This is a genomic window from Legionella sp. PATHC032 (genome assembly GCF_026191185.1).
In the GTDB taxonomy this organism is placed as follows: Bacteria; Pseudomonadota; Gammaproteobacteria; order Legionellales; family Legionellaceae; genus Legionella.
On the sequence record NZ_JAPHOV010000001.1, the window covers coordinates 135,951 to 155,191 of the forward strand.

Consider the following 19,241-nt stretch of genomic DNA (forward strand, 5'->3'; position numbering starts at 1 on the left):
AACGTCAATTTTAAGAGAGGGCATAGTGGGCAATAGTCGGTTTTATTTTGCTAATCCTGATAAATTTAGTCGATTTATTAATCGATGGGATTTGCTATTGCTTATATTGACTTTTTCTGTGTTATTTTTCCTGGGTTGGGCCGGTTCACAGATGGCTACCCCATACCAATTAGGGGATCAAATTCCTATTTCTTTGGAACCTTCCAACCTTCCCTTTTATGCTTTACGCACTGTTTTGCGTATGTTTATCGCATTGATTTTTTCAATTCTGTTTACTTTTATTGTAGGTGCTTTAGCTGCCAAAAATCGCAGGGCTGAGCAAATTGTTATTCCAGCGATTGATATTTTGCAATCTATTCCTGTTCTGAGTTTTTTATCTATTACCGTCACCGGGTTTATACATTTATTTCCCAATAGCTTGCTAGGGCCAGAATGCGCTTCAATATTTGCTATTTTTAGCGCCCAGGTGTGGAATATGACTTTTGGATTTTATCAATCTTTAAAAACAGTTCCTCATGACTTGATTGAGGTCTCTGCCATGTTCAGGTTATCAGCCTGGCAGCGTTTTTGGAAGGTAGAAGTTCCTTTTTCCATGTCTGGACTGTTATGGAATATGATGGTTTCAATGTCGGCAAGCTGGTTTTTTGTGGTTTTGTCAGAAGCTATTTCGGTGGCGCACCAAAATATCAGATTACCCGGTGTAGGTTCTTATATCGCATTGGCAATAGCCCAGAGGGATTTGCATGCTGTGGGATATGCCATTCTGACAATGGTTATTGTTATTTTTTTGTATGATCAAATACTTTTCAGACCACTTATCGCCTGGTCTGAAAAATTTAAAATGGAACAATCTCCCGATGAGTCAGAATATCAATCCTGGTTAATTGACTTGATACGCAGTAGTCGTCTGATGAAGAGAGTGGCGGAGTGGCTTGCAGTCTTTACCAATAGTTTTGTAAATGTTCGTTGGCTGAGGATTGGTGAGGTTAAGGCTGTTAAGGAAATTGATTTTAAAAAGCAGAAGCGGTTGGATAGATTGTGGGCAGCGCTAGTTCTGATCAGTGTTATTACTGGCGGGTGGTTTTTACTGAAATTTATTCTCACTGCATTGAAGGTGAGTGATATATTCCATGTCTTTTTATTGGGCGCGGCAACAGGAGCTCGGGTCATTATATTAATTTTGTTAAGCTCCATGTTATGGATTCCCGTTGGTGTATGGATAGGATTAAGACCCCGTCTGGCTCAAAAAATACAACCTATTATTCAATTTGTAGCGGCGTTTCCAGCAAACTTGTTTTATCCTTTATTTGTAATTGCTATTGTCAAATTTAATTTGAGTGTGGAAATCTGGGTAACTCCACTCATGATCCTGGGCACGCAATGGTATATTTTATTTAATGTGATCGCAGGTGCATCAAGCATACCCCGTGATCTTTATTTGGCAGCTGATAATTTCGGGTTAAAGGGGTGGATATGGTGGAAAAGATTAGCTTTGCCAGGTATCTTTCCTTTCTATATTACCGGAGCTATTACAGCAGCAGGCGGCGCATGGAATGCCAGTATTGTGGCTGAATACGTGAGCTGGGGCAATATTACTCTTAGAGCCACAGGACTGGGCGAGTATATTCAAGCCAGCACAACAGCGGGAGACTTCCCACAAATTGCTTTAGGAACAGCAATGATGTGTGTCTATGTATTGGCTTTCAATCATCTTATTTGGCGTCCGCTTTATCGATTAGCCGAAGAACGATTTAATTTTAATTGAGACTCCTATGGCGGAAACAATTATTAACATAGAAAATTTGAGCAAATCTTTTAAGAAAGCCCCTTCCCAGCACCTTCTTGTCCTCGAAGATGTTAATTTCAAACTACAGGAAGGCGAAATAGTTGCTTTGTTAGGTAAATCTGGTTCAGGAAAATCGACTTTGCTCCGGATTATTGCAGGTCTTATCGCTCCTTCCAGTGGAACGGTAACTTATCGCGGTAAACCTGTAACCAGACCAGTAGAAGGCATTGCGATGGTATTTCAGTCGTTTGCTTTAATGCCATGGCTTACGGTACTGGAAAATGTGGAGCTTGGTTTGGAAGCACAAGGTATCAGCCGCGAGGAAAGAAGGCACAGGGCTATTGAAGCGATAGATATTATAGGCCTGGATGGTTTTGAATCGGCTTTTCCGAAGGAGTTATCTGGTGGGATGCGGCAACGGGTTGGCTTTGCCCGTGCCTTGGTTATTAATCCGGATGTGTTATTGATGGATGAACCCTTTTCCGCGCTTGACGTGCTTACTGCGGAAAACCTCAAATCAGATTTATTGGAATTATGGAAAGAAAAGAAAACGAATACCAATGGTATTTTATTAGTAACGCACAATATAGAAGAAGCAGCCACCCTGGCTGACAGGATAGTGATTTTTGGTAATGATCCCGGCTATATTCGTGCTGAGTTACCAGTGACTCTTCCACAACCCCGTGACCCGGAAAGCCCTGAATACCTTGCTTTGGTTGACAAGATTTATACTTTAATGACTACCGGACCCAAAGAAAAAGCCAAACGGGCACAAAGGGAGCGTCAAATAGGTTTAGGCTATCGCTTACCTGATGTAGAGCCCTCTGAATTATCCGGTCTGATAGAAACCATGAAGTCTTTTGAGGAGCGTATTGATTTACCGGAGCTGGCAGACGAGTTGATGATGAATATTGATGATCTGTTCCCAATTCTTGAAACCCTGGAGATACTTGGTTTTGCCAAGGTATCTGCGGGAGATATTCAGTTAAGTGAATTAGGAAAACAATTTTCAGAAGCTGATTTGCAAGAGCGTAAGCAATTGTTCGCGCAAAGATTATTGGAAAAAGTTCCTCTGGCTCGTTATATAAGACGTGTACTGGATGAGAAAGCGGGGCATCGTGTCTCCGAAGAGCGTTTTTTGAGTAAGCTGGAAGATTATTTAAGCGAGAAAGAAGCCGATCGTGTTTTGAAAACAATGATTGACTGGGGACGATACGCCGAGATTTTTGCTTATGATTTCAATACTGGTATTTTGAGTCTGGAAAACCCGGGCAAGGGAGCTTAGCAAGGAAGCCAGGTCAAAATGACCTGGGCGGTGGGAAATGATCTGGACGTTGAATATGGGTAAGAGATCAGTTCCCCGATAGTTAGCGAATATTTAAACATGAGGGCAGTGACCTGACGAATATCTTTTATAGCTCGTGTTAATTAAGCTGATTTTCTTACCAGGTAATTCAAAATTTCAAATAAACGCTCTTCGCTTCCTGCCATTTGTAAGTCAGTTTTATATTTGTTATTTACGACAAAGGCTGGTACTGCGTTAATTTGATAATGCGCCATCAATGACATGCCACTGTTAACGCGCATATCGATTGTTGGTGAGTTTTCGAAAGCGCTCTTGGCAATTTCTCTGTCTACTCCATGAGCAACAAAAAAATCAACCATCGATTGTTTCGTCGCTAAGGGATTTTTATCTTCTTGAATTGCTTTGAATAATATGGGATTCATTTTATCGGACATAGCCAGAGTTTTTGCTGTGTAATAAGCTTTGGCATACAAATCCCAGTTTGGTTTAAAAACAACTGGAATTCGCTCAAGGTGTGCACTTTTTCCCATTCTGGTTGCCCAATCATTTAATGGGGCATCAATTTTATAACACCATGGACAACCATAGCTAAAAAATTCGGTAATCAGGGGTGTTTTATCTTTATTGGTAGACAATTGCGCGCTTGCAACAGTTTGATAATCTCTGCCTTCGATAAATTGAGTTGCCAAAGCAGTCATTGGCATAAGAAATAATAGAACAATTAATTTTTTAAACATAGTCAATTCCTCAATATAACCCTTGAATATAATAAGCAACGGCTTCCATATCTTCTGGGCTCATTTTACTACTGATATCTCGCATAATTTGATTTAAGTCATTCGTTCGCTTCCCGTCTTTAAATGCTTGCAGTTGCATTACAGTATAAGCTGCATGCTGACCAGAAAGCAGGGGAAAGCCTGCTTGAGCATTTCCACTTCCTTTAGGGCCATGGCAGGCTATACAGGCTGCGATGTGCTTATTTAAATCACCACCTCTGTAAAGTTGTTCACCTCTTTTTAAATATTTTTTAGGGGTTGAACCTTCAGGAATGGGCATTTTAGCATAATAGGCTGCCAAGTCATTCATATCCTGCTCAGTCAGGTTAGCGATTATTGCAGTCATAGTGGGGGCAGAGCGTGATTTACCTTCTTTTATATCTTTCAATTGTTTCACAAAATATTTTTCATGTTGGCCGGCAAGATTCGGCCATTCAGGATTCGTACTGATACCTTGCGGGCCATGACAGGCGATACAGACTGTTGACTTACTTTGTCCAGCCTCTTGCGGGTTTTCCTGGGCAAAAATCACTGATGAAGAGCACAGGATTAATACGAGTGCTAATTTTTTCATGAATTTCTCATAATAATTTAGTCAATTAATGGTACACTGCCTGGGTCAAAATCCCAAAACTAAAATGATATCTTATGCCAATCAATTTATATTCTAAAGCAGTATTTTTAAAAAGTGCAGCGCGTGTCAATCAATTACCCGAAGATTCCGGATATGAGGTAGCGTTTGCTGGCCGCTCCAACGCTGGAAAATCCAGTGCCTTAAATTGCCTGACTAATAATAAAAGTTTGGCAAGAACCAGCAAAACACCAGGCCGCACTCAACTCATCAACCTCTTTTCTCTCGATGAGCAAAGACGCCTTGTTGATTTACCGGGTTATGGTTATGCCAAGGTGGCAATGGAAGTAAAATTGGAATGGCAAAAGAATTTAGCCCACTATCTTGAAGCGAGACAATGTTTGAAAGGATTAATTTTGTTGATGGATGTACGCCATCCATTGAAAGATTTGGATCAAATATTGGTGAATTGGGCTTTGCACAGAGAGCTCCCAGTTCATATTTTACTGACAAAATCCGATAAGTTAAGTCGTAGTGAAGTCAAAAATGCTGTGCTTAAAGTTCGGCAGTATTACGAACTGGCAGAGCATTTGGTTTCCGTGCAAGCGTTTTCTTCTGTGAAAAAGGATGGCGTTGAGGAGTTGATTTCTTTGCTTGATTGTTGGTTTGAGTGGAATTAGCTTATAGAATATTGGTTTTTGACTGATTTCAGACCATTTCTTTTAATGATTATCTAATATTTTGCTGTTATAATGTCCTCTTTATGTCCGTTATGATTTTACGAGGACCACAATGACACCTTTATTCCCAACTCAAGGCCCTATTACCATCCGACAAGGTATTGGCGGTAGTTGCTATCTTTTGTCATCCTTGGATTGTATTTTAAATCTTGGAGAGGAAGGAGAGCAATTAATTAAATCACTGTTTACCCAAACGGAAGATGATAAGGTTATCGTTAGAATCAAACGTCATGAGGCATTAAAAGATAATTTACAAAAGAATAAAATGACTGGGAAATACACCCATTACGTAGATGAACTCAACAATAAAGATGTGTTTGAGATTAGCCAGGAAAGGCTAAAGGAAATTGATAATCAATACGGTGGGGTAAAAAGTAATTCCCTGGCAATAAAAATTTTGGAACGATTGGTTTCTTATTATTATGCGGGAGATTGGAGCAATACTGATCCTCTGGCAAGCGTTGTTGCTCATGATATACCAGACAGAATTGCCGGTTTTACTTCCACGGCTTTTGTGGGCAAATTCTTTGGCATCCAAGCGGAAGACATTCCATACTCAAAGCTTGATGATATCATCAAATTGAAATTAATAAATCCTGATGAGCCTGTTTATATTAGTATGTCTTATGGAAAAGTTGATGGCTTTGGGAAGTTTCATGGTCGTCATGCTTTAAGAATAGACAAAATTATTCCTAAAGGTTCTGGAAGTTATGATTTTGTTTTAATCAATCCGCACGATAATTCTAAAACAGAAACTTATAGCTTAGATGATCTCAATAAACGAAACTGCCGATTTTGCCTTTTTAATACCAATATCCATAGAGCCAGTTTGACAAAAAGATTATTGACGCTTCCCAACGATGAGGGCAGGTATGTTTTTGCCAATTCTGGGCTGCAGAAAAGGTTGATATCTTTGGAGGAAATGAATCTTCTAACTAACAATAAAATTATTTCTTCTTGCATTAGTTTGCATAAACAAATCCCTTATCTTGAAAAACTTTTCCTTAAACTGTCAGTGGATGAAAAGAAAACATTAACTACTTGCATAGCTAATGCAGATAGTTCTAAAAAAGAATTCCTAAAATTACTCATAACCCGTCTTCCTGCAATGGACTTGCTTGAACTGGTTCTTCATGAAGAAACATCTCAAGAATTATTAGGTGAGGTTTTGACAGAATTAGCCTTGTTAAACCCAGTCGAAGAAAACAAATTAAGTCCCAAAGCCGGCATAAATTTTAATAGCGAGGCTTTTCTCCATTTAATAGTGAAGTCTGCAATACAGCAAAAAATCAATCAGTTAGCTTACATACCTGAAAAAGCGAAACAAGAAATTGAATCCGGGTTAATTAACTTTTACTTTGGTGGAGCATCTTCTAGTTTAACAAGAGCATCAGGGTTACGAGCATTGTTTATAGCCAATGTTTTCTCCAAAAAATCAATAGAGGCATTATTTCCGCCAAAAGCTCTTTTTGCAAAAGCGATTGCTAACTATCTCACACTAAAGACTTTACCGGATTTATTGATTGAGTACTTAAAAAGCAAAGACACATCGTCAATTGATGAGGAGTTTTTTGATGTCGTTCTTGCCAGCGCAACCTTTAAAGATCCGGATGAATTCTTTGAAAATTTGTTCAGATTAAGCCAAATTAATCCTGAAGTGGCAAAAGCTTTATTTGTCTTCGCATCTCAAAAAATTAATGTTCTATTTAGCATATCTTTAGAAGAATACGCAAAAAAAATTGCTTTAAAAGATTCAGGTGAATTTAAATCATGGTTTGAGTCTTTATCTAATCCACAGCCAGTGATAAAAATTCCTGAAATTGATAATGTATTAAGGCAAAAACGAGTTGAAGATGCTAAAAGAGTAATTTCAGATATCGTTCAGCGCATCGATTCTTTTCCATTTAGTTTTGAGGGTTTTAAAACCGTTGCCCACATTAATCTTAATGCAGAAGAGCTCAGAGGCCAACTTAAGCAAATAATTAATTCTGGCGAATTGCAAAATGCGTTGCAAATACTTGATTTACCTGATGAACATCCGGAAGTTCAGAAGGCTCTACAACGTAAGTTACGCATGATAGACGCCGCAGCTAATCGACGTTTGGATTTTCTCAAGAAATATGAAACGGATATAGATGAACAGGTCAGGCAAATAAAAGATTTCCCAATTGGCTTTAATGATGCGGACACCATAGTAGCTATTGAATCCCAACGTATTCTATTGAACAAAAAACTTCACGCACTGGTCAAGGCCGAAGATCTTTTGGGCGAACAATTAATCGCCAATCCAAAAATAAAAATTGTCTATTATGCTCAGGTTGAAAAGATTAATTTGCGGGCTGAATTATTGCAAAAACAGCTTCTTAATGAGGCACAAAAGGTTATCGATTCTGTTGAGAAAAGAATTAATAATTTTGCAATTCGTTTTAATGATAGAAATTCTTCTTCCGCGGTAGAATGGCAGCGTAATGATTTATTACAACAACTTGATAATCTGGTTAAACCGAATCAAGCCTTATTAAGTGCTGGAAAGGTTCTCGATTGCACGGATTTACACCCATCTATAGTTAGAGCACTGCAAGCTAAAAAGCAAACAATAAACGAAACTGCTGATCAACTGCTCGTTAAAATAAATGCTCAAGAAGTAGTAAAAAGCTATGAAAAACAAATCAGGGAATTTCCGATAAGTTTTAACAGGTGCCAATCAGTTGAAGAAGTAATTGCCAGAAAACAGGATTTAATTCAATCGGTTCAAAATTTGGTGGAAAGCCAGCCAGATTTGCTTAAGGCCCAAGAAGAGCTTCAACTTTCATCCGGTGAGAATCATAGTGACATCAGAATGGCTCTGGCAGATAAAATTCGTGAAATCAACAAACAAGCTGATGCGATGTGTAAGCGAATTAAGAACCAGATCGCAGCGACAAAAGAAACTTTGCATATTCTTGCTGAAATTAAATTTTCCGAGCACTTAAAAGCTATAGAAAGTATGGTTAAAACAATGGAGGCCAAAGCGGTTGGAGATAAAAATTATAAACGTGTGGTACCCATAGCAAGAACATTTTATAGTGATTTATTAATGGCTGAAGAGCATTTCAAAAATTCGCATCTGCCCAAGAATGTGAAATGTAGGGATTTTCATCAGGCTTGTGTCGCCGCCATCAATGCGACTTTACCTGTTTTAGAAGTGCATCGTGGCTGGAAACAAATTCTTGCTGATTTAGCGAGTGCTTTAGTCACTTTATGCACTTTGGGCGGAGCCAATTTATACGCGGGACGATGGCGATTATTTCCTGTACCCACCGAATCTGAAAAAATTGTCAAAGATTTTTCGGTGTCAATGCAACCGCTTGCTGTCAGAGCTTAACAAAATTGATTTGATATTTCTTGAAATGGTTGTCAGGCTTCACAGAATTTATTTGTTTGTTATCAGAATAAACTTTGTGAAGTTCGACAGTTCTTTTTACTACTTCAAAACATTTTTCATTAGTTCCTCAACGACCTGAGGGTTAGCAAGGGTTGTTAAATCTCCCAGCTCATCGATGTGCGACACTTCTTTACAGGCAATTTTTCTTAGTATTCGGCGCATAATTTTACCTGAACGGGTTTTCGGCAAATCGTTTACAAACTGAATGACATCTGGTTTGGCGATAGCGCTGATTTCATCCTTGACTCGCTCCATCAATTCAGTTTGGAGCTTAGCATCTGGCTTATTTCCCTGCTTCAGAATAACATAGGCAAATATTCCTTGACCTTTTAAATCATGAGGAATACCTACAACACCAGCTTCTGCCACCCTAGGATGGCTGACTAAGGCTGATTCAATTTCAGCAGTACCCAGCCGATGCCCAGAAACATTAAGTACGTCATCAATTCGGCCTGTAATCCAATAATCTCCATCTTCATCTCGTCTGGCGCCATCACCAGTGATGTAATAGCCATTGGACAAATAAGTGTTGCAGTATCTTTGGTGATCTCCCGCAATGGTTCTTGCCATAGAAGGCCATGGGTATTTGATAGCCAAAAATCCTTCTCCAGCGCCATTAATTTCATGTCCTTGCTCATTTAACAGGAGTGGTATGATCCCCGGAACGGGTTTACGAGCAGAGCCTGGTTTGATAACTTCATCGCTGGATCTGGCACTAATCATAATGGCTCCAGTTTCAGTTTGCCACCATGTATCCACTATCGGGCATTTCCCTTGTCCGACTTTTTGGTGATACCAAACCCATGCTTCCGGGTTAATTGGCTCACCCACTGAGCCCAATAAACGAAGAGAACTTCTTGAGCTTGAGTTTAGCCATTGATCGCCCGCTCTCATTAGAGAGCGGATGGCCGTGGGGGCTGTGTAGAACACATTCACTTGATGCTTATCAATGATGCGCCAATTTCTTGCTGCGTCAGGCCAAGTGGGTATTCCTTCAAACATCAATGTGGTAATGCCATTGCAGAGGGGGCCATAGACGACGTAACTATGGCCTGTAATCCAACCTACATCAGCAGTGCACCAAAATACTTCATGATCCTGACAATCAAATATCAGTTGATGCGTATAAGCGGTCTGCACTAAATACCCGCCTGTGGTATGCACCACTCCTTTTGGTTGTCCTGTGCTTCCTGAAGTATAGAGAATAAACAGAGGATCTTCGGCGTCCATTGGTTCCGGCGTGCATTGATCCGATACGGTTTGTTTTAGCTCATGCCACCAATGTTCTTTATTTTTATTTAGTGCTATGGGGGTATTTGAATTTTTAACAAGCAGTTTGGTGATGTTTAAATCCTGGCTGGCTTCATCGGCCTGTTTTTTTAAAGGGATAGTTTTCCCACCACGTTGAAACGCATCCGCGGTGATTAAACATTTGCAGGATGAGGCTATTAATCGCTGTTGCAATGCATGGGCTGAAAACCCGGCAAATACAACAGTATGAACAGCCCCGATGCGAGTACAAGCCAGCATGGCAATCGCTGCTTCAGGAATCATGGGCAAGTAAATGCCTACCGTATCACCCTTGCGAATATTTAGGCTTTTTAACACATTGCTCATTTTGCATACTTCAGAAAGCAGCTGTGCAAAAGTCAGTGTTTTATTTTGGTTTTCATCGTCACCTTCCCAAATGATGGCTGTTTGATTCGCTTTGTCAGGTAAATGCCTATCCAGGCAATTAGCGCTTACATTGAGCAAGCCGCCTTGAAACCATTTCACATCGCCTTTGTTTAATCCTCCCTGTAGGGGAATATTCCAAGGTTGTATCCAGTCAATAGTTTGTGCGGCAATTTCAGACCAAAATTCAGATAAAGATTCTTCTGTTGGTGTTAAATGAGGGGGCGTTAGACGAACGGGATGCATGCTACACCTCTTGTGTCTTGGCAATCTGTTTGATAATGGCTGAAAAATCGATATCACCAAGTCCTTGATCGACAAATTGTTGATAAATTTCAGTTGTTTTGGCTCCAAGGGGTGTTTCAATGTGTACTGATTTCGCAGTATTTTGACTCAATAACAAATCCTTCAACATCATTTTTGCTGCAAACCCTGGCTTATAGTCATTATTTGCAGGAACATTGTCCAATATTCCTGGCACAGGGACGTATTTACTCATAGCCCAACATTGGCCTGATGAATTGTTTACCACCTCAAATAATTTTTCATCAGACAGTCCTAGTTTTTTCGCCAGAATGAACGCTTCTGATATGGCGATCATCGTGGTGCCCAGTATCATGTTATTGCAAATTTTGGCTGCTTGCCCACTGCCTGCACTACCTGTATGGATGATTTTTTTTCCCATGGCAGAGAGAATGGGATGCGCTGCATTATAAGCCTCCATTTCACCACCAACCATGAAGGTTAATGTGGCTGCGGCAGCGCCCGCTACGCCGCCAGAGACGGGAGCATCGACGACCAGAAGATGATTCTCTTTCGCTATTTGATGAGTTTCTCGAGAGCTTTTTACATCAATCGTAGAGCAATCAATGTACAGTGAGCCAGCATTTAATTGACTGAAGATACCATCTACACCAAGGCATACGTGTAAAACCTGCTGTCCGGTTTGTAACATAGTAACAATGATGTCTTTGCCTTTCGCCAGCTCCTGTAAGTTGTGAGCAATCGCTCCACCTTGTTCGGCAAAATGCTCAAGTGCTGATTGTTGCAGATCATAGCCCATGACACTATGACCAGCCTTCAAAAGATTAATGGCCATTGGAAAACCCATATGACCCAATCCTGCAAATCCAATATTAGCCATATATTTCTCCGTAATAAGCCTGATTAATCATGAGTGGGCATGGCAAAGCTGCTGTCCTTTAATTCGGTTATTGGCCATTTGCTGGTAACCGTTTTGCGTCGAGTGTAGAAATGAATGCTTTCTTCTCCGTGCATGTTGGTATCTCCAAACACAGAGCGCTTCCAGCCACCGAAAGGATGGTTGGCAATGGGAACGGGTATTGGAATATTAATGCCGACCAAGCCTGCTTGAACCCGTTGACTATACTCACGTGCTGTAAAACCATCCCGAGTGAAAATTGCGGTGCCATTTCCGTATTGATGTCTATTGACCAAAGCAAGAGCTTCTTCAAAATGGTTGACTCGCACGATAACCAGTACAGGTCCAAAAATCTCATTTTGATAGACAGACATTTCTTCGGTTACTTCATCAAACAAACAGGGGCCCAGGTAAAAACCCTGTGGGTATTGAGGATGTTGAAAGGTTCTGCCATCGATAATCAAGCGGGCACCTTCATTAACCCCTTTTTCAATAGCGTTCAAAACTCTTTGCCGATGAACCTGGCTGATAAGAGGGCCCATATCAGTGCCTTCAACATCTCCCGCGTCTACGCGAATGGCTCGAATGAGGGGGGCAACTTTATTGATCAAGGCATCAGCCGTATGTTGGCCAACCGTTACAACGACAGATAAAGCCATGCAACGTTCTCCGGCCGAACCATAAGCTGCGCCGACGATGGCATTGGCTGCCTGGTCTAAATCCGCATCAGGCATAACCACACAGTGATTTTTAGCTCCGCCAAAAGTATGTGCCCGTTTCCCATAGGCTGCTGCAGTGGTATAGATGTGTTCGGCAACAGGAGTGGAGGCAACTGCAGTAAAGGCAGCTATATCCGGATGGGCCAGTAAATGCTCTACAGTCGTTTTATTACCCTGGATACAATTGGCAACGCCCGGGGGTAAGCCGGCATCACTTAACAATTCCAGTAAGCGGACAGGCGCCGAGGGATCTTGCTCCGAGGGCTTAAGAATAAAGGTGTTTCCACAAGCAATGGCAGGAATCATCATCCAAATGGGTACCATGACAGGAAAATTAAATGGAGATACTCCGGCACATACTCCCAAGGGTTGTCGAAAAGTATGACAATCAATATGGCTGGCCACTTCAGCAGAAAAGTCTCCCTTGAGCTCGTTGACGAGTCCGCAGTGCAGCTCTACCACTTCAATGCCTCTGGCCACTGAGCCTTTGGCGTCATCCAGGGTTTTTCCATGTTCACGAGTGACTATTCGTGCCAGATCCATTTGGTATTTTTCCAGCAATTCTCTAAATCGAAATAAAACTCGTGCTCTTTTTATAGCAGGGGTTTGCGACCATTCATTTCCTGCTGCTTTGGCAACAGCTACAGCTCTATCACAGGTTGCTTTTGACGCAAAATGGACTTGGCCAATAACTTCACCCAGAGCCGGATTGTAAATGGATTGAGCTTCCGTATCAGTTTCATTAATAAGTTGTCCACCAATATAGTGAGGTACATTGTATCCCATTTTTAAACTCCTTGTATTGAAAGGCAGCAGCTAGATAATAGTTACAGAAACAGGGCTGACATTAATTTTTTTGTCTTTTATTTCTAGCCAATGATTGCCGTTACTTAATGATTAATCACTCAGTGTTTTAAGTGTTACTTGATATCGTCTATCTGATTGGCTATCTTGTGAACCTAGTGTTTCAACGACTTCAAAATGAGTTGGATTACCGGCTTTTTTTAAAGCATTTTGAATGGCATCATCAATCCCGGATTCTGAAAAACCTGTAAAATCCTCTATACTTTTCATACTTATCCTTTTACTATTCCTCCAAAAAAACTAGTTTAGCATGAAGTAATGCTATTAAGGCAATTAACTTCCTGATATCTTAGGCTAAATATATAATTCAATTGTTAATTCAAAACATTGTCACTTTGAATTATTTATACAATAATGAGGAAATTAAGGCAGTAAGGGAATTAAGCTATGGGAAAAGGTATAATTTTACGTGTTTTGGAAAATACAGTATTATCTCCTGAGGTATTTGATACACTAGAGCGGCTTTTACCTGGTTACAAATTAGAGTATTTTAAAGAGCAGCCAGATTATCGTAAAAGTATCGCCCGCCGGATAGACAGCCTTCATGATGCCTTTTCATTTATTTTAAAAGCTTATCCTCTTGACCCAAAACATACTTCACTGACGGTTGAAACCTTAAATGCTTATGCCGCAGAATGCAAGGCCTCATGTGACCTGGAAAAGCTGACATTAGAAGAGTTGCATTTTGAGCTCGAACGATTTACGGCCAAACTGGTTGAAGCCATTTCAATCGCATGGAAATGGCCTAGAGGCAAAGCAGTCAAAGAAGCGATAGCCTGCCTTAATGAAGCTGAGCAATATGTGCTAATGAGTCGAGGCCGCAGTGATATTGCTACGATAATGCCCATTGAAATGGACAGTGAGACAAAGTATGTTTTGCAATACGACGAGTCCCTTTCTCCTGTTTATGAGCAATGGTTAAATGAATTAAAGCAATTAAAAGAATATAATTTTCCTAAAACACCTGCCTGGTTTAAAAATCTGCCGCCCTATCAACAAGCTTATTATTGTAATCTGAATTTAAGTTCTGTTGATCCTAAAAAAGCGCTGCAGCACTTTAATACATTTTTTGGCAATTGGGGAGATATTGCAAAAAGGTCACTGAATTTGACTACGGAATTAAATCAAATACATACCAACTCACCGCCGTATCCTTCCTGGTTCAATGAATTAAGCCTTGCTCAGCAAGCCATGATTCGAGTCTTGTCTGCTACTCCACATGAGATTAAATCCAGTTTAAAAGAGTTTAAAAAATTTATGGTTGAGCAGGCTAGGAATGATCAATACGCATCGACTTTGAGCCTAGTGCCTAAGCTTCCACAGTGGTATTGGGTTTTGTCCGAGAAACAACAATACTTTTTGGAATATGCACTCAAAAATGCAGAGAAAATAGAAGATGTCGTATCCTATTTATCAAGCCGGCACCGAACTTTGCCTGCTCCGGCCAATTATGGTGCACACAGTTTGTATTTAATCGATGGTGATGGTAAAGAAACTTTATTTTATGACAAGAGGTATCGCTCAAGCCATGTTGCCAGTCGCGATTCGTTAAAGTTTCCTGAAGATGTCCAGCAGCGTCATGTTGACTCCAACCTGGTCAAGGTGATGGAATTTGCCAAAGCACAACAGCCCTTGTTATTGCAAACATTAATTAGCCCTATCCATGCGGTAGATTATATTCCAACGGTGGTTACAGACTTTTTACCTGAATTACCTCCGGATCTGGAGTTGTATAAAATTGCCCGAGATGCGGTCACTCGGAGCAAGCGCAGGCATGAAATATTCCAACATAATCATCCTTTTAATATTGCCAAGCGTTATTATTATACTCAGGCAACGGATAAAGACAGCGAGTTTTTATTAAAGGCAGCGCAGAAATGCGTGTCTACCAAGCCCGGATTACAGGCGCTAATCGATGATTATAAGGCTGTTTTAGAGTCTCCTTTAGGATCTGCAACGTTTTGGGATTACGATGGTAGGGAATTATTCCTTAGCTCTTTGGAAGAACTAATCATTCTAACCATGAGTGGGTATAGCTATGGTTCCTGTGTCAGTGGTAAAGACAGAAAAGCAGTGGAGTTGTTGCATACTGATGCCATGATTTTGTATAAGGCTAAATATGGGAATTGGCCTAAATTTGGAATTCCCAAAGAAAAAGAAGAGCGAGTGAATTTCATCAATATTGTTGTAGATCTTTATATCTCCAGGCATCAACATGAGCTTGCAGGGCAAAATGCACCAGGTTCAGAGGGAATCAAAACGCCCGATTGGTACTGGCCCAACGATATCGCTGAGGCCATTAACAAGCGTTTAGAGAATGAGAAAGCATTAGCCTATGATGATCGATTAGCCACTGATAATGAAGTGAAGAATATTAGCAAGGATTTGCGCTCCTTTTTTCTACCAGAAAACGAATTGCATTGCTTGTTAATTGCCAAACAGTTAGGTGAAAAAATGTGTACAAAGCTTTATGACGTGCTAAGCGCTTTAATCAATGAAGAGCGCAGGTTTCAAAAGTCAAGCAGAGATTCCTGGAAATTACGTTGGTTCTCTGATAAAGATGTGAGCTCAACACCTACTGGAATACTCAATATTCGTGAAGTAATGCACGATGAAAATTCCGGCAATGATAATATTCTGCGCATTGGGAAAATATTTGCAGCCGTTTTAAATCGGCCAGAAAGTGATTCATCAAGGACTCCAGCAACCAATTCAGTGTATGATCGCATTCGGAAATTATTACAACCTCTGACATCAGAAGCTACGTTACAAACATTGGCAGATGAGGCGATTATAGAATGGTCTTCTTTATTTGAGAGTTCCAAAAGAGAAAACAGCGGATTGGTTTATATGTAATGTTTAAAAATGGAATTGGGAAACGCTCTATGTCAATGGGTGAAAAGTGAGAAAGAGACCCGTATGCCCCACGATAATACGGGTCAAGTTAGTTTTTGCAATTTAAAGCAAGTGCTCCAAACCATAAACCAGATTATTTAAATTCAATACTTTTTGACAAGCCAGTACAATTCCCGGCATAAAACAGCCGCGATCTATACTGTTGTGTGTGATAGAGAGTGTCTCGCCTATATTGCCAAAGAGGACTTCTTGCCGGGCAAGCAATCCGGGTAGTCTCAGGGAATGGATATTAATATCATGATGAGAGCCGCCTCGGGCTCCTGGGGTTAATTCTTTTAACGCAAGTTTGTTTTTGGGGTTTTTGCGTGCCGCAGCTATCATTTCTGCAGTTTTTAAAGCGGTTCCTGATGGCGCATCCAATTTTTGTTGATGATGACCTTCAATGATTTCAACCTCTGAAAAGTATTCAGACACTTTGGTGGCAAGCATCATCATTAAAATAGCGCCGAGAGAAAAGTTAGGCGCAATAATTCCGCCCACTTGTTTTATTTCACACAGTTTGGTGAGCTCATCGATTTGTGTTTCAACCAATCCCGATGTTCCAATAACAGGTCGGGCGCCGTGATTAATAATGGTTAAAGAATTTTCATAAACACAGTCTGCTCTTGTTAAATCAACAACTATTTGTGCTTTGGTGTCCAGTATACTTTGCCCAAGGTTGTCCTGTCTGCCTAGTTTGGCTACAATTTCAAACTGCCCATGGCTTTCCAATGTTTCACAGGCGAGTGTTCCCATTTTTCCATTGGCACCATTTACAATGACACGTGTTCGCATTTATAACTCCGAATTATTTATATGACTTACGAAAAACCCCAATCCTTTTGTTAAAAAGGGTTTTTAATTCGGTTATTGAGTTTATCTAAACTCCCTCATTAAAAATTTTTTTTTTGCCTGGACCTTGGCATTTTTCGTAAGTCCTGATTTAGTTATACGTTGCATAAAAACAGGATTGGGATTCTTATTGTTTGGAGTGAGACGCCGGGGTAAGTGGATTGACTGCCCGCCATGCCCAGATTGAAGCAAAAGGCCATCCAATCAGTGTCGCTTGCATAATCAAGGCGACAACAGCTCCGCCTGGATTGTCTTTAATCAATAAAACCAACCAAGGGATGAATATAGCAAGAATTGAAAGTATTATCCTCATTTTGTAATCACCATTTATACATGATTGAGCGATAAGGTTTCCTTATATTAGTAATCTGGCAAGTATCCTATGCTCTATTCTGTCTGACTTAAGTTAATTATAGACATATCATAATGTATTTTGCTAATTGGATACAAATCAAAAGGCATTCGGCTTAATGGAAATAATTAACGAAAGCTTGCAAACAACCAATAAACATTGTACATTGTGCGCTCATTCCTCGAGTAACTAATAGCATAATTTACACCATCTGACTTCAAGATATGACTATCATACATTCAAGGTCGGCATACTTTTGTGAATCAAATAATTTTGATAATTTTCATGCCAATAGACTAAACACAATAAGGGTACCAGAATGAGAAAGCAGGCGCTGCACCCACGAACCGCTGTTATCAATAAAGCGCAAAAAAATCAATCCAAGCGTGCGCGATCTGGCGCATTATTATGGCTTGCGGCTAATTTCCCTGAGGCATTCGATAATTCTTTGCGTATTCGGCCATTAAAGATTGGTATTATGTCTGATATTTTGCAGTATGCAGAAAAAGCAGCGCAAGCAGGAATCTCTAAAAGTAAATTAAGGGAGGCCGTTGTTCTTTTTACCCGTCGTCTCGATTATCTGGCTTGCTTGAAGGCTCGCGAAGTCCGTATCGATTTGCAAGGAAATCCAGTGGCGGAGGTTACTGAAGAAGAAGCTGAGCATGCTTCCATGAAAATTAAAAAACGCGTGGAAAAGAGTGTTAAAAATGCTCGCAAGCAAGTGAATGGAAAAGCAGTTAATCATTCGCATGTCAATAATCAATCGAGTACAGTTTCCAGCGTTAAGTCAATGAATTCGGTTGAATCTCATCCGGAACCCCTTTTACCAGTATATCCCCTCAGAAGCTCTGCCTATGCATCACAAAATATAGCAATCCAATCCGCCAAACCAGCATCTGTGGTAGTCAAACATAAAGCACCGAAGCAATATGATCCGGATGCTGTAGCTCGTTTAAAAGAAAAGTTAGGATTGTCTCGAAAAGCAGAAGAGAAAAAGGAAACGACAGAGTAAATGCGAATAGCGACATTATTTTCAGTAGTTCTGTTTATTTCTCCACTATGGGCTGCACCAAAATTTTTACCATCCCAACCTGCCTTTTATGGAGTATATGACATTAAGGGGGCTGAATTATGCAGTACAGCAAAGCATACCTTAGCCTACTTAAATAAAGGTAAACATTATGACCCTCAAGTGATTCACGATGGAAAAGTCATTAAGATTTCTTTAGGCAGAGTGAAAAGAACCTTGGAATTTATTTGTCAAAACCAAAAAAAATTAAATAACCCGGATTTTGTAAAACAACACTTCGATTTTATTCGATGGTATCCCGACTTAAAAAAAGCAAAACAATTATCTGCCAATAAACCATTATTACAAAATATACCCAAGGATAAGGTATTGATGACTAAATATTTTGTGCATTTGGCAGTCGCCAGTACTAAACCTACCTCAGAAAAAAACTATCCTTTGTATGCCTTGCCCGAAGATGAGTTGAATTTGACTCTTGATGAAGCAAATGCAAAACCAGAATTGATCCGTTTCAAATATGGTAAGCAAGCGATATTATCAGGTGCTCTCAAAAATCAACCGGTTAGCAAATTGGCCTACTTCAGTCGGGATGATTTAGAGGCTGCCTTGCTGCAAGGTACTGTTGTTGCGGATTTTGGTCCGACTGTTGGCAAAAAAATATTTAATGTCCATCGTAGTAACAATATTGCCTATGATCGAACTAAAACTCCTTATCAGCAGGAGCGTTTCTGGTATTTCAAGGAAGTTGATGGAATTAAAGGTTATGGAAAGGACGCTGAATACAAAATTACTGTTAACCCCAACGTGACCTTTGCGGCTGATTTGGCTGAGTTTGGTTTAGGAAAATTACTGATGGTTCAGTATCAAGACAAATCGGGGCGTAAAATGACTAAAATGGGCATCTTGGCTGATACCGGGGGTGCTTTTAATAATAATTTATATCAAATTGATTATTTGGCAGGAAGTTTTCCGGGACAGAGCGCTCTTTACAAAGCTACTCGAAATTTACCTGATTATGTTGATGCTTACTTTATGATTTTAAAACAACCTTAGGTGTTTAACGTATTTACGGAGTAAGTCCATGAGAACG

At 40.2% G+C, this 19,241-nt stretch carries 15 protein-coding genes; 7 read left to right on the top strand and 8 right to left on the bottom strand.

Annotated features, from left to right (window positions below; translation table 11 throughout):
- Positions 1-25: 25 nt before the first annotated feature.
- Together OQJ02_RS00610 and OQJ02_RS00615 are read left to right on the top strand one after the other, a co-directional pair.
- Entirely contained in the window at positions 26-1,765 is a 1,740-nt protein-coding gene (locus OQJ02_RS00610) for an ABC transporter permease (protein ID WP_265717418.1), read from the top strand.
- Positions 1,766-1,772: 7 nt separating this feature from the next.
- The gene (locus OQJ02_RS00615; RefSeq protein WP_265717419.1) at positions 1,773-3,071 is read left to right on the top strand and encodes an AAA-associated domain-containing protein; all 1,299 of its coding nucleotides are present in this window, start codon (positions 1,773-1,775) and stop codon (positions 3,069-3,071) included.
- A 143-nt stretch (positions 3,072-3,214) separates the two neighbouring features.
- Here OQJ02_RS00615 and OQJ02_RS00620 read toward each other — a convergent pair whose 3' ends face one another.
- Both OQJ02_RS00620 and OQJ02_RS00625 read right to left on the bottom strand, forming a co-directional pair.
- Positions 3,215-3,829 carry a thiol:disulfide interchange protein DsbA/DsbL gene (locus OQJ02_RS00620; RefSeq protein WP_265717420.1) on the bottom strand — a complete coding sequence of 205 codons (615 nt, stop codon included), beginning with the start codon at positions 3,827-3,829 and terminating at the stop codon, positions 3,215-3,217.
- A 10-nt stretch (positions 3,830-3,839) separates the two neighbouring features.
- Positions 3,840-4,442, bottom strand: coding sequence for a c-type cytochrome (locus OQJ02_RS00625; protein ID WP_265717421.1), 603 nt, complete (start codon positions 4,440-4,442; stop codon positions 3,840-3,842).
- Positions 4,443-4,516: 74 nt separating this feature from the next.
- Here OQJ02_RS00625 and yihA point away from each other — a divergent pair, with 74 nt between their 5' ends.
- Together yihA and OQJ02_RS00635 are read left to right on the top strand one after the other, a co-directional pair.
- Positions 4,517-5,119, top strand: coding sequence for a ribosome biogenesis GTP-binding protein YihA/YsxC (yihA, locus tag OQJ02_RS00630; protein ID WP_265717422.1), 603 nt, complete (start codon positions 4,517-4,519; stop codon positions 5,117-5,119).
- A 112-nt stretch (positions 5,120-5,231) separates the two neighbouring features.
- Positions 5,232-8,543, top strand: coding sequence for a Dot/Icm secretion system substrate (locus OQJ02_RS00635; protein ID WP_265717423.1), 3,312 nt, complete (start codon positions 5,232-5,234; stop codon positions 8,541-8,543).
- A gap of 99 nt (positions 8,544-8,642) precedes the next feature.
- Here the strand turns inward: OQJ02_RS00635 and acs are convergent, their stop codons facing one another.
- From acs to OQJ02_RS00655, 4 genes are all read right to left on the bottom strand, one after another.
- A complete protein-coding gene (gene acs / locus OQJ02_RS00640) occupies positions 8,643-10,523 on the bottom strand; it encodes an acetate--CoA ligase (protein WP_265717424.1) in 1,881 nt (626 codons plus the stop codon).
- A 1-nt stretch (position 10,524) separates the two neighbouring features.
- Positions 10,525-11,421 (bottom strand): 3-hydroxyisobutyrate dehydrogenase, encoded by an 897-nt coding sequence (gene mmsB / locus OQJ02_RS00645; protein WP_265717425.1) that lies wholly within the window; start codon positions 11,419-11,421, stop codon positions 10,525-10,527.
- A gap of 23 nt (positions 11,422-11,444) precedes the next feature.
- Entirely contained in the window at positions 11,445-12,944 is a 1,500-nt protein-coding gene (locus OQJ02_RS00650) for a CoA-acylating methylmalonate-semialdehyde dehydrogenase (RefSeq protein WP_265717426.1), read from the bottom strand.
- A 111-nt stretch (positions 12,945-13,055) separates the two neighbouring features.
- Entirely contained in the window at positions 13,056-13,232 is a 177-nt protein-coding gene (locus tag OQJ02_RS00655) for a dodecin domain-containing protein (protein ID WP_014840774.1), read from the bottom strand.
- A gap of 177 nt (positions 13,233-13,409) precedes the next feature.
- Between OQJ02_RS00655 and OQJ02_RS00660 the strand changes: the two genes are divergently transcribed.
- Entirely contained in the window at positions 13,410-15,878 is a 2,469-nt protein-coding gene (locus OQJ02_RS00660; RefSeq protein ID WP_265717427.1) for an oxidoreductase, read from the top strand.
- A gap of 102 nt (positions 15,879-15,980) precedes the next feature.
- On the opposite strand, the gene dapB is transcribed toward OQJ02_RS00660, so the two are convergent.
- Together dapB and OQJ02_RS00670 are read right to left on the bottom strand one after the other, a co-directional pair.
- Complete coding sequence (dapB, locus tag OQJ02_RS00665) at positions 15,981-16,712, bottom strand: 4-hydroxy-tetrahydrodipicolinate reductase (protein WP_265717428.1); 732 nt, start codon at positions 16,710-16,712, stop codon at positions 15,981-15,983.
- A 184-nt stretch (positions 16,713-16,896) separates the two neighbouring features.
- Positions 16,897-17,082 carry a hypothetical protein gene (locus OQJ02_RS00670; protein ID WP_027228092.1) on the bottom strand — a complete coding sequence of 62 codons (186 nt, stop codon included), beginning with the start codon at positions 17,080-17,082 and terminating at the stop codon, positions 16,897-16,899.
- A 358-nt stretch (positions 17,083-17,440) separates the two neighbouring features.
- Here OQJ02_RS00670 and OQJ02_RS00675 point away from each other — a divergent pair, with 358 nt between their 5' ends.
- Both OQJ02_RS00675 and OQJ02_RS00680 read left to right on the top strand, forming a co-directional pair.
- Positions 17,441-18,133 carry a ProQ/FinO family protein gene (locus OQJ02_RS00675; RefSeq protein WP_265717429.1) on the top strand — a complete coding sequence of 231 codons (693 nt, stop codon included), beginning with the start codon at positions 17,441-17,443 and terminating at the stop codon, positions 18,131-18,133.
- The gene (locus OQJ02_RS00680; RefSeq protein ID WP_265717430.1) at positions 18,134-19,204 is read left to right on the top strand and encodes a hypothetical protein; all 1,071 of its coding nucleotides are present in this window, start codon (positions 18,134-18,136) and stop codon (positions 19,202-19,204) included.
- Positions 19,205-19,241 lie beyond the last annotated feature (37 nt).

What these genes read in the sequence shown, in the direction of transcription:
- dapB (WP_265717428.1), bottom strand. Translation starts at nt 16,712, where the DNA reads ATGCGAACACGTGTCATTGTAAATGGTGCCAATGGAAAAATGGGAACA.
- acs (WP_265717424.1), bottom strand. Translation starts at nt 10,523, where the DNA reads ATGCATCCCGTTCGTCTAACGCCCCCTCATTTAACACCAACAGAAGAA.
- OQJ02_RS00615 (WP_265717419.1), top strand. Translation starts at nt 1,773, where the DNA reads ATGGCGGAAACAATTATTAACATAGAAAATTTGAGCAAATCTTTTAAG.
- OQJ02_RS00660 (WP_265717427.1), top strand. Translation starts at nt 13,410, where the DNA reads ATGGGAAAAGGTATAATTTTACGTGTTTTGGAAAATACAGTATTATCT.
- OQJ02_RS00650 (WP_265717426.1), bottom strand. Translation starts at nt 12,944, where the DNA reads ATGGGATACAATGTACCTCACTATATTGGTGGACAACTTATTAATGAA.
- OQJ02_RS00635 (WP_265717423.1), top strand. Translation starts at nt 5,232, where the DNA reads ATGACACCTTTATTCCCAACTCAAGGCCCTATTACCATCCGACAAGGT.
- OQJ02_RS00625 (WP_265717421.1), bottom strand. Translation starts at nt 4,442, where the DNA reads ATGAAAAAATTAGCACTCGTATTAATCCTGTGCTCTTCATCAGTGATT.
- OQJ02_RS00670 (WP_027228092.1), bottom strand. Translation starts at nt 17,082, where the DNA reads ATGAGGATAATACTTTCAATTCTTGCTATATTCATCCCTTGGTTGGTT.
- mmsB (WP_265717425.1), bottom strand. Translation starts at nt 11,421, where the DNA reads ATGGCTAATATTGGATTTGCAGGATTGGGTCATATGGGTTTTCCAATG.
- yihA (WP_265717422.1), top strand. Translation starts at nt 4,517, where the DNA reads ATGCCAATCAATTTATATTCTAAAGCAGTATTTTTAAAAAGTGCAGCG.
- OQJ02_RS00620 (WP_265717420.1), bottom strand. Translation starts at nt 3,829, where the DNA reads ATGTTTAAAAAATTAATTGTTCTATTATTTCTTATGCCAATGACTGCT.
- OQJ02_RS00675 (WP_265717429.1), top strand. Translation starts at nt 17,441, where the DNA reads ATGAGAAAGCAGGCGCTGCACCCACGAACCGCTGTTATCAATAAAGCG.
- OQJ02_RS00680 (WP_265717430.1), top strand. Translation starts at nt 18,134, where the DNA reads ATGCGAATAGCGACATTATTTTCAGTAGTTCTGTTTATTTCTCCACTA.
- OQJ02_RS00655 (WP_014840774.1), bottom strand. Translation starts at nt 13,232, where the DNA reads ATGAAAAGTATAGAGGATTTTACAGGTTTTTCAGAATCCGGGATTGAT.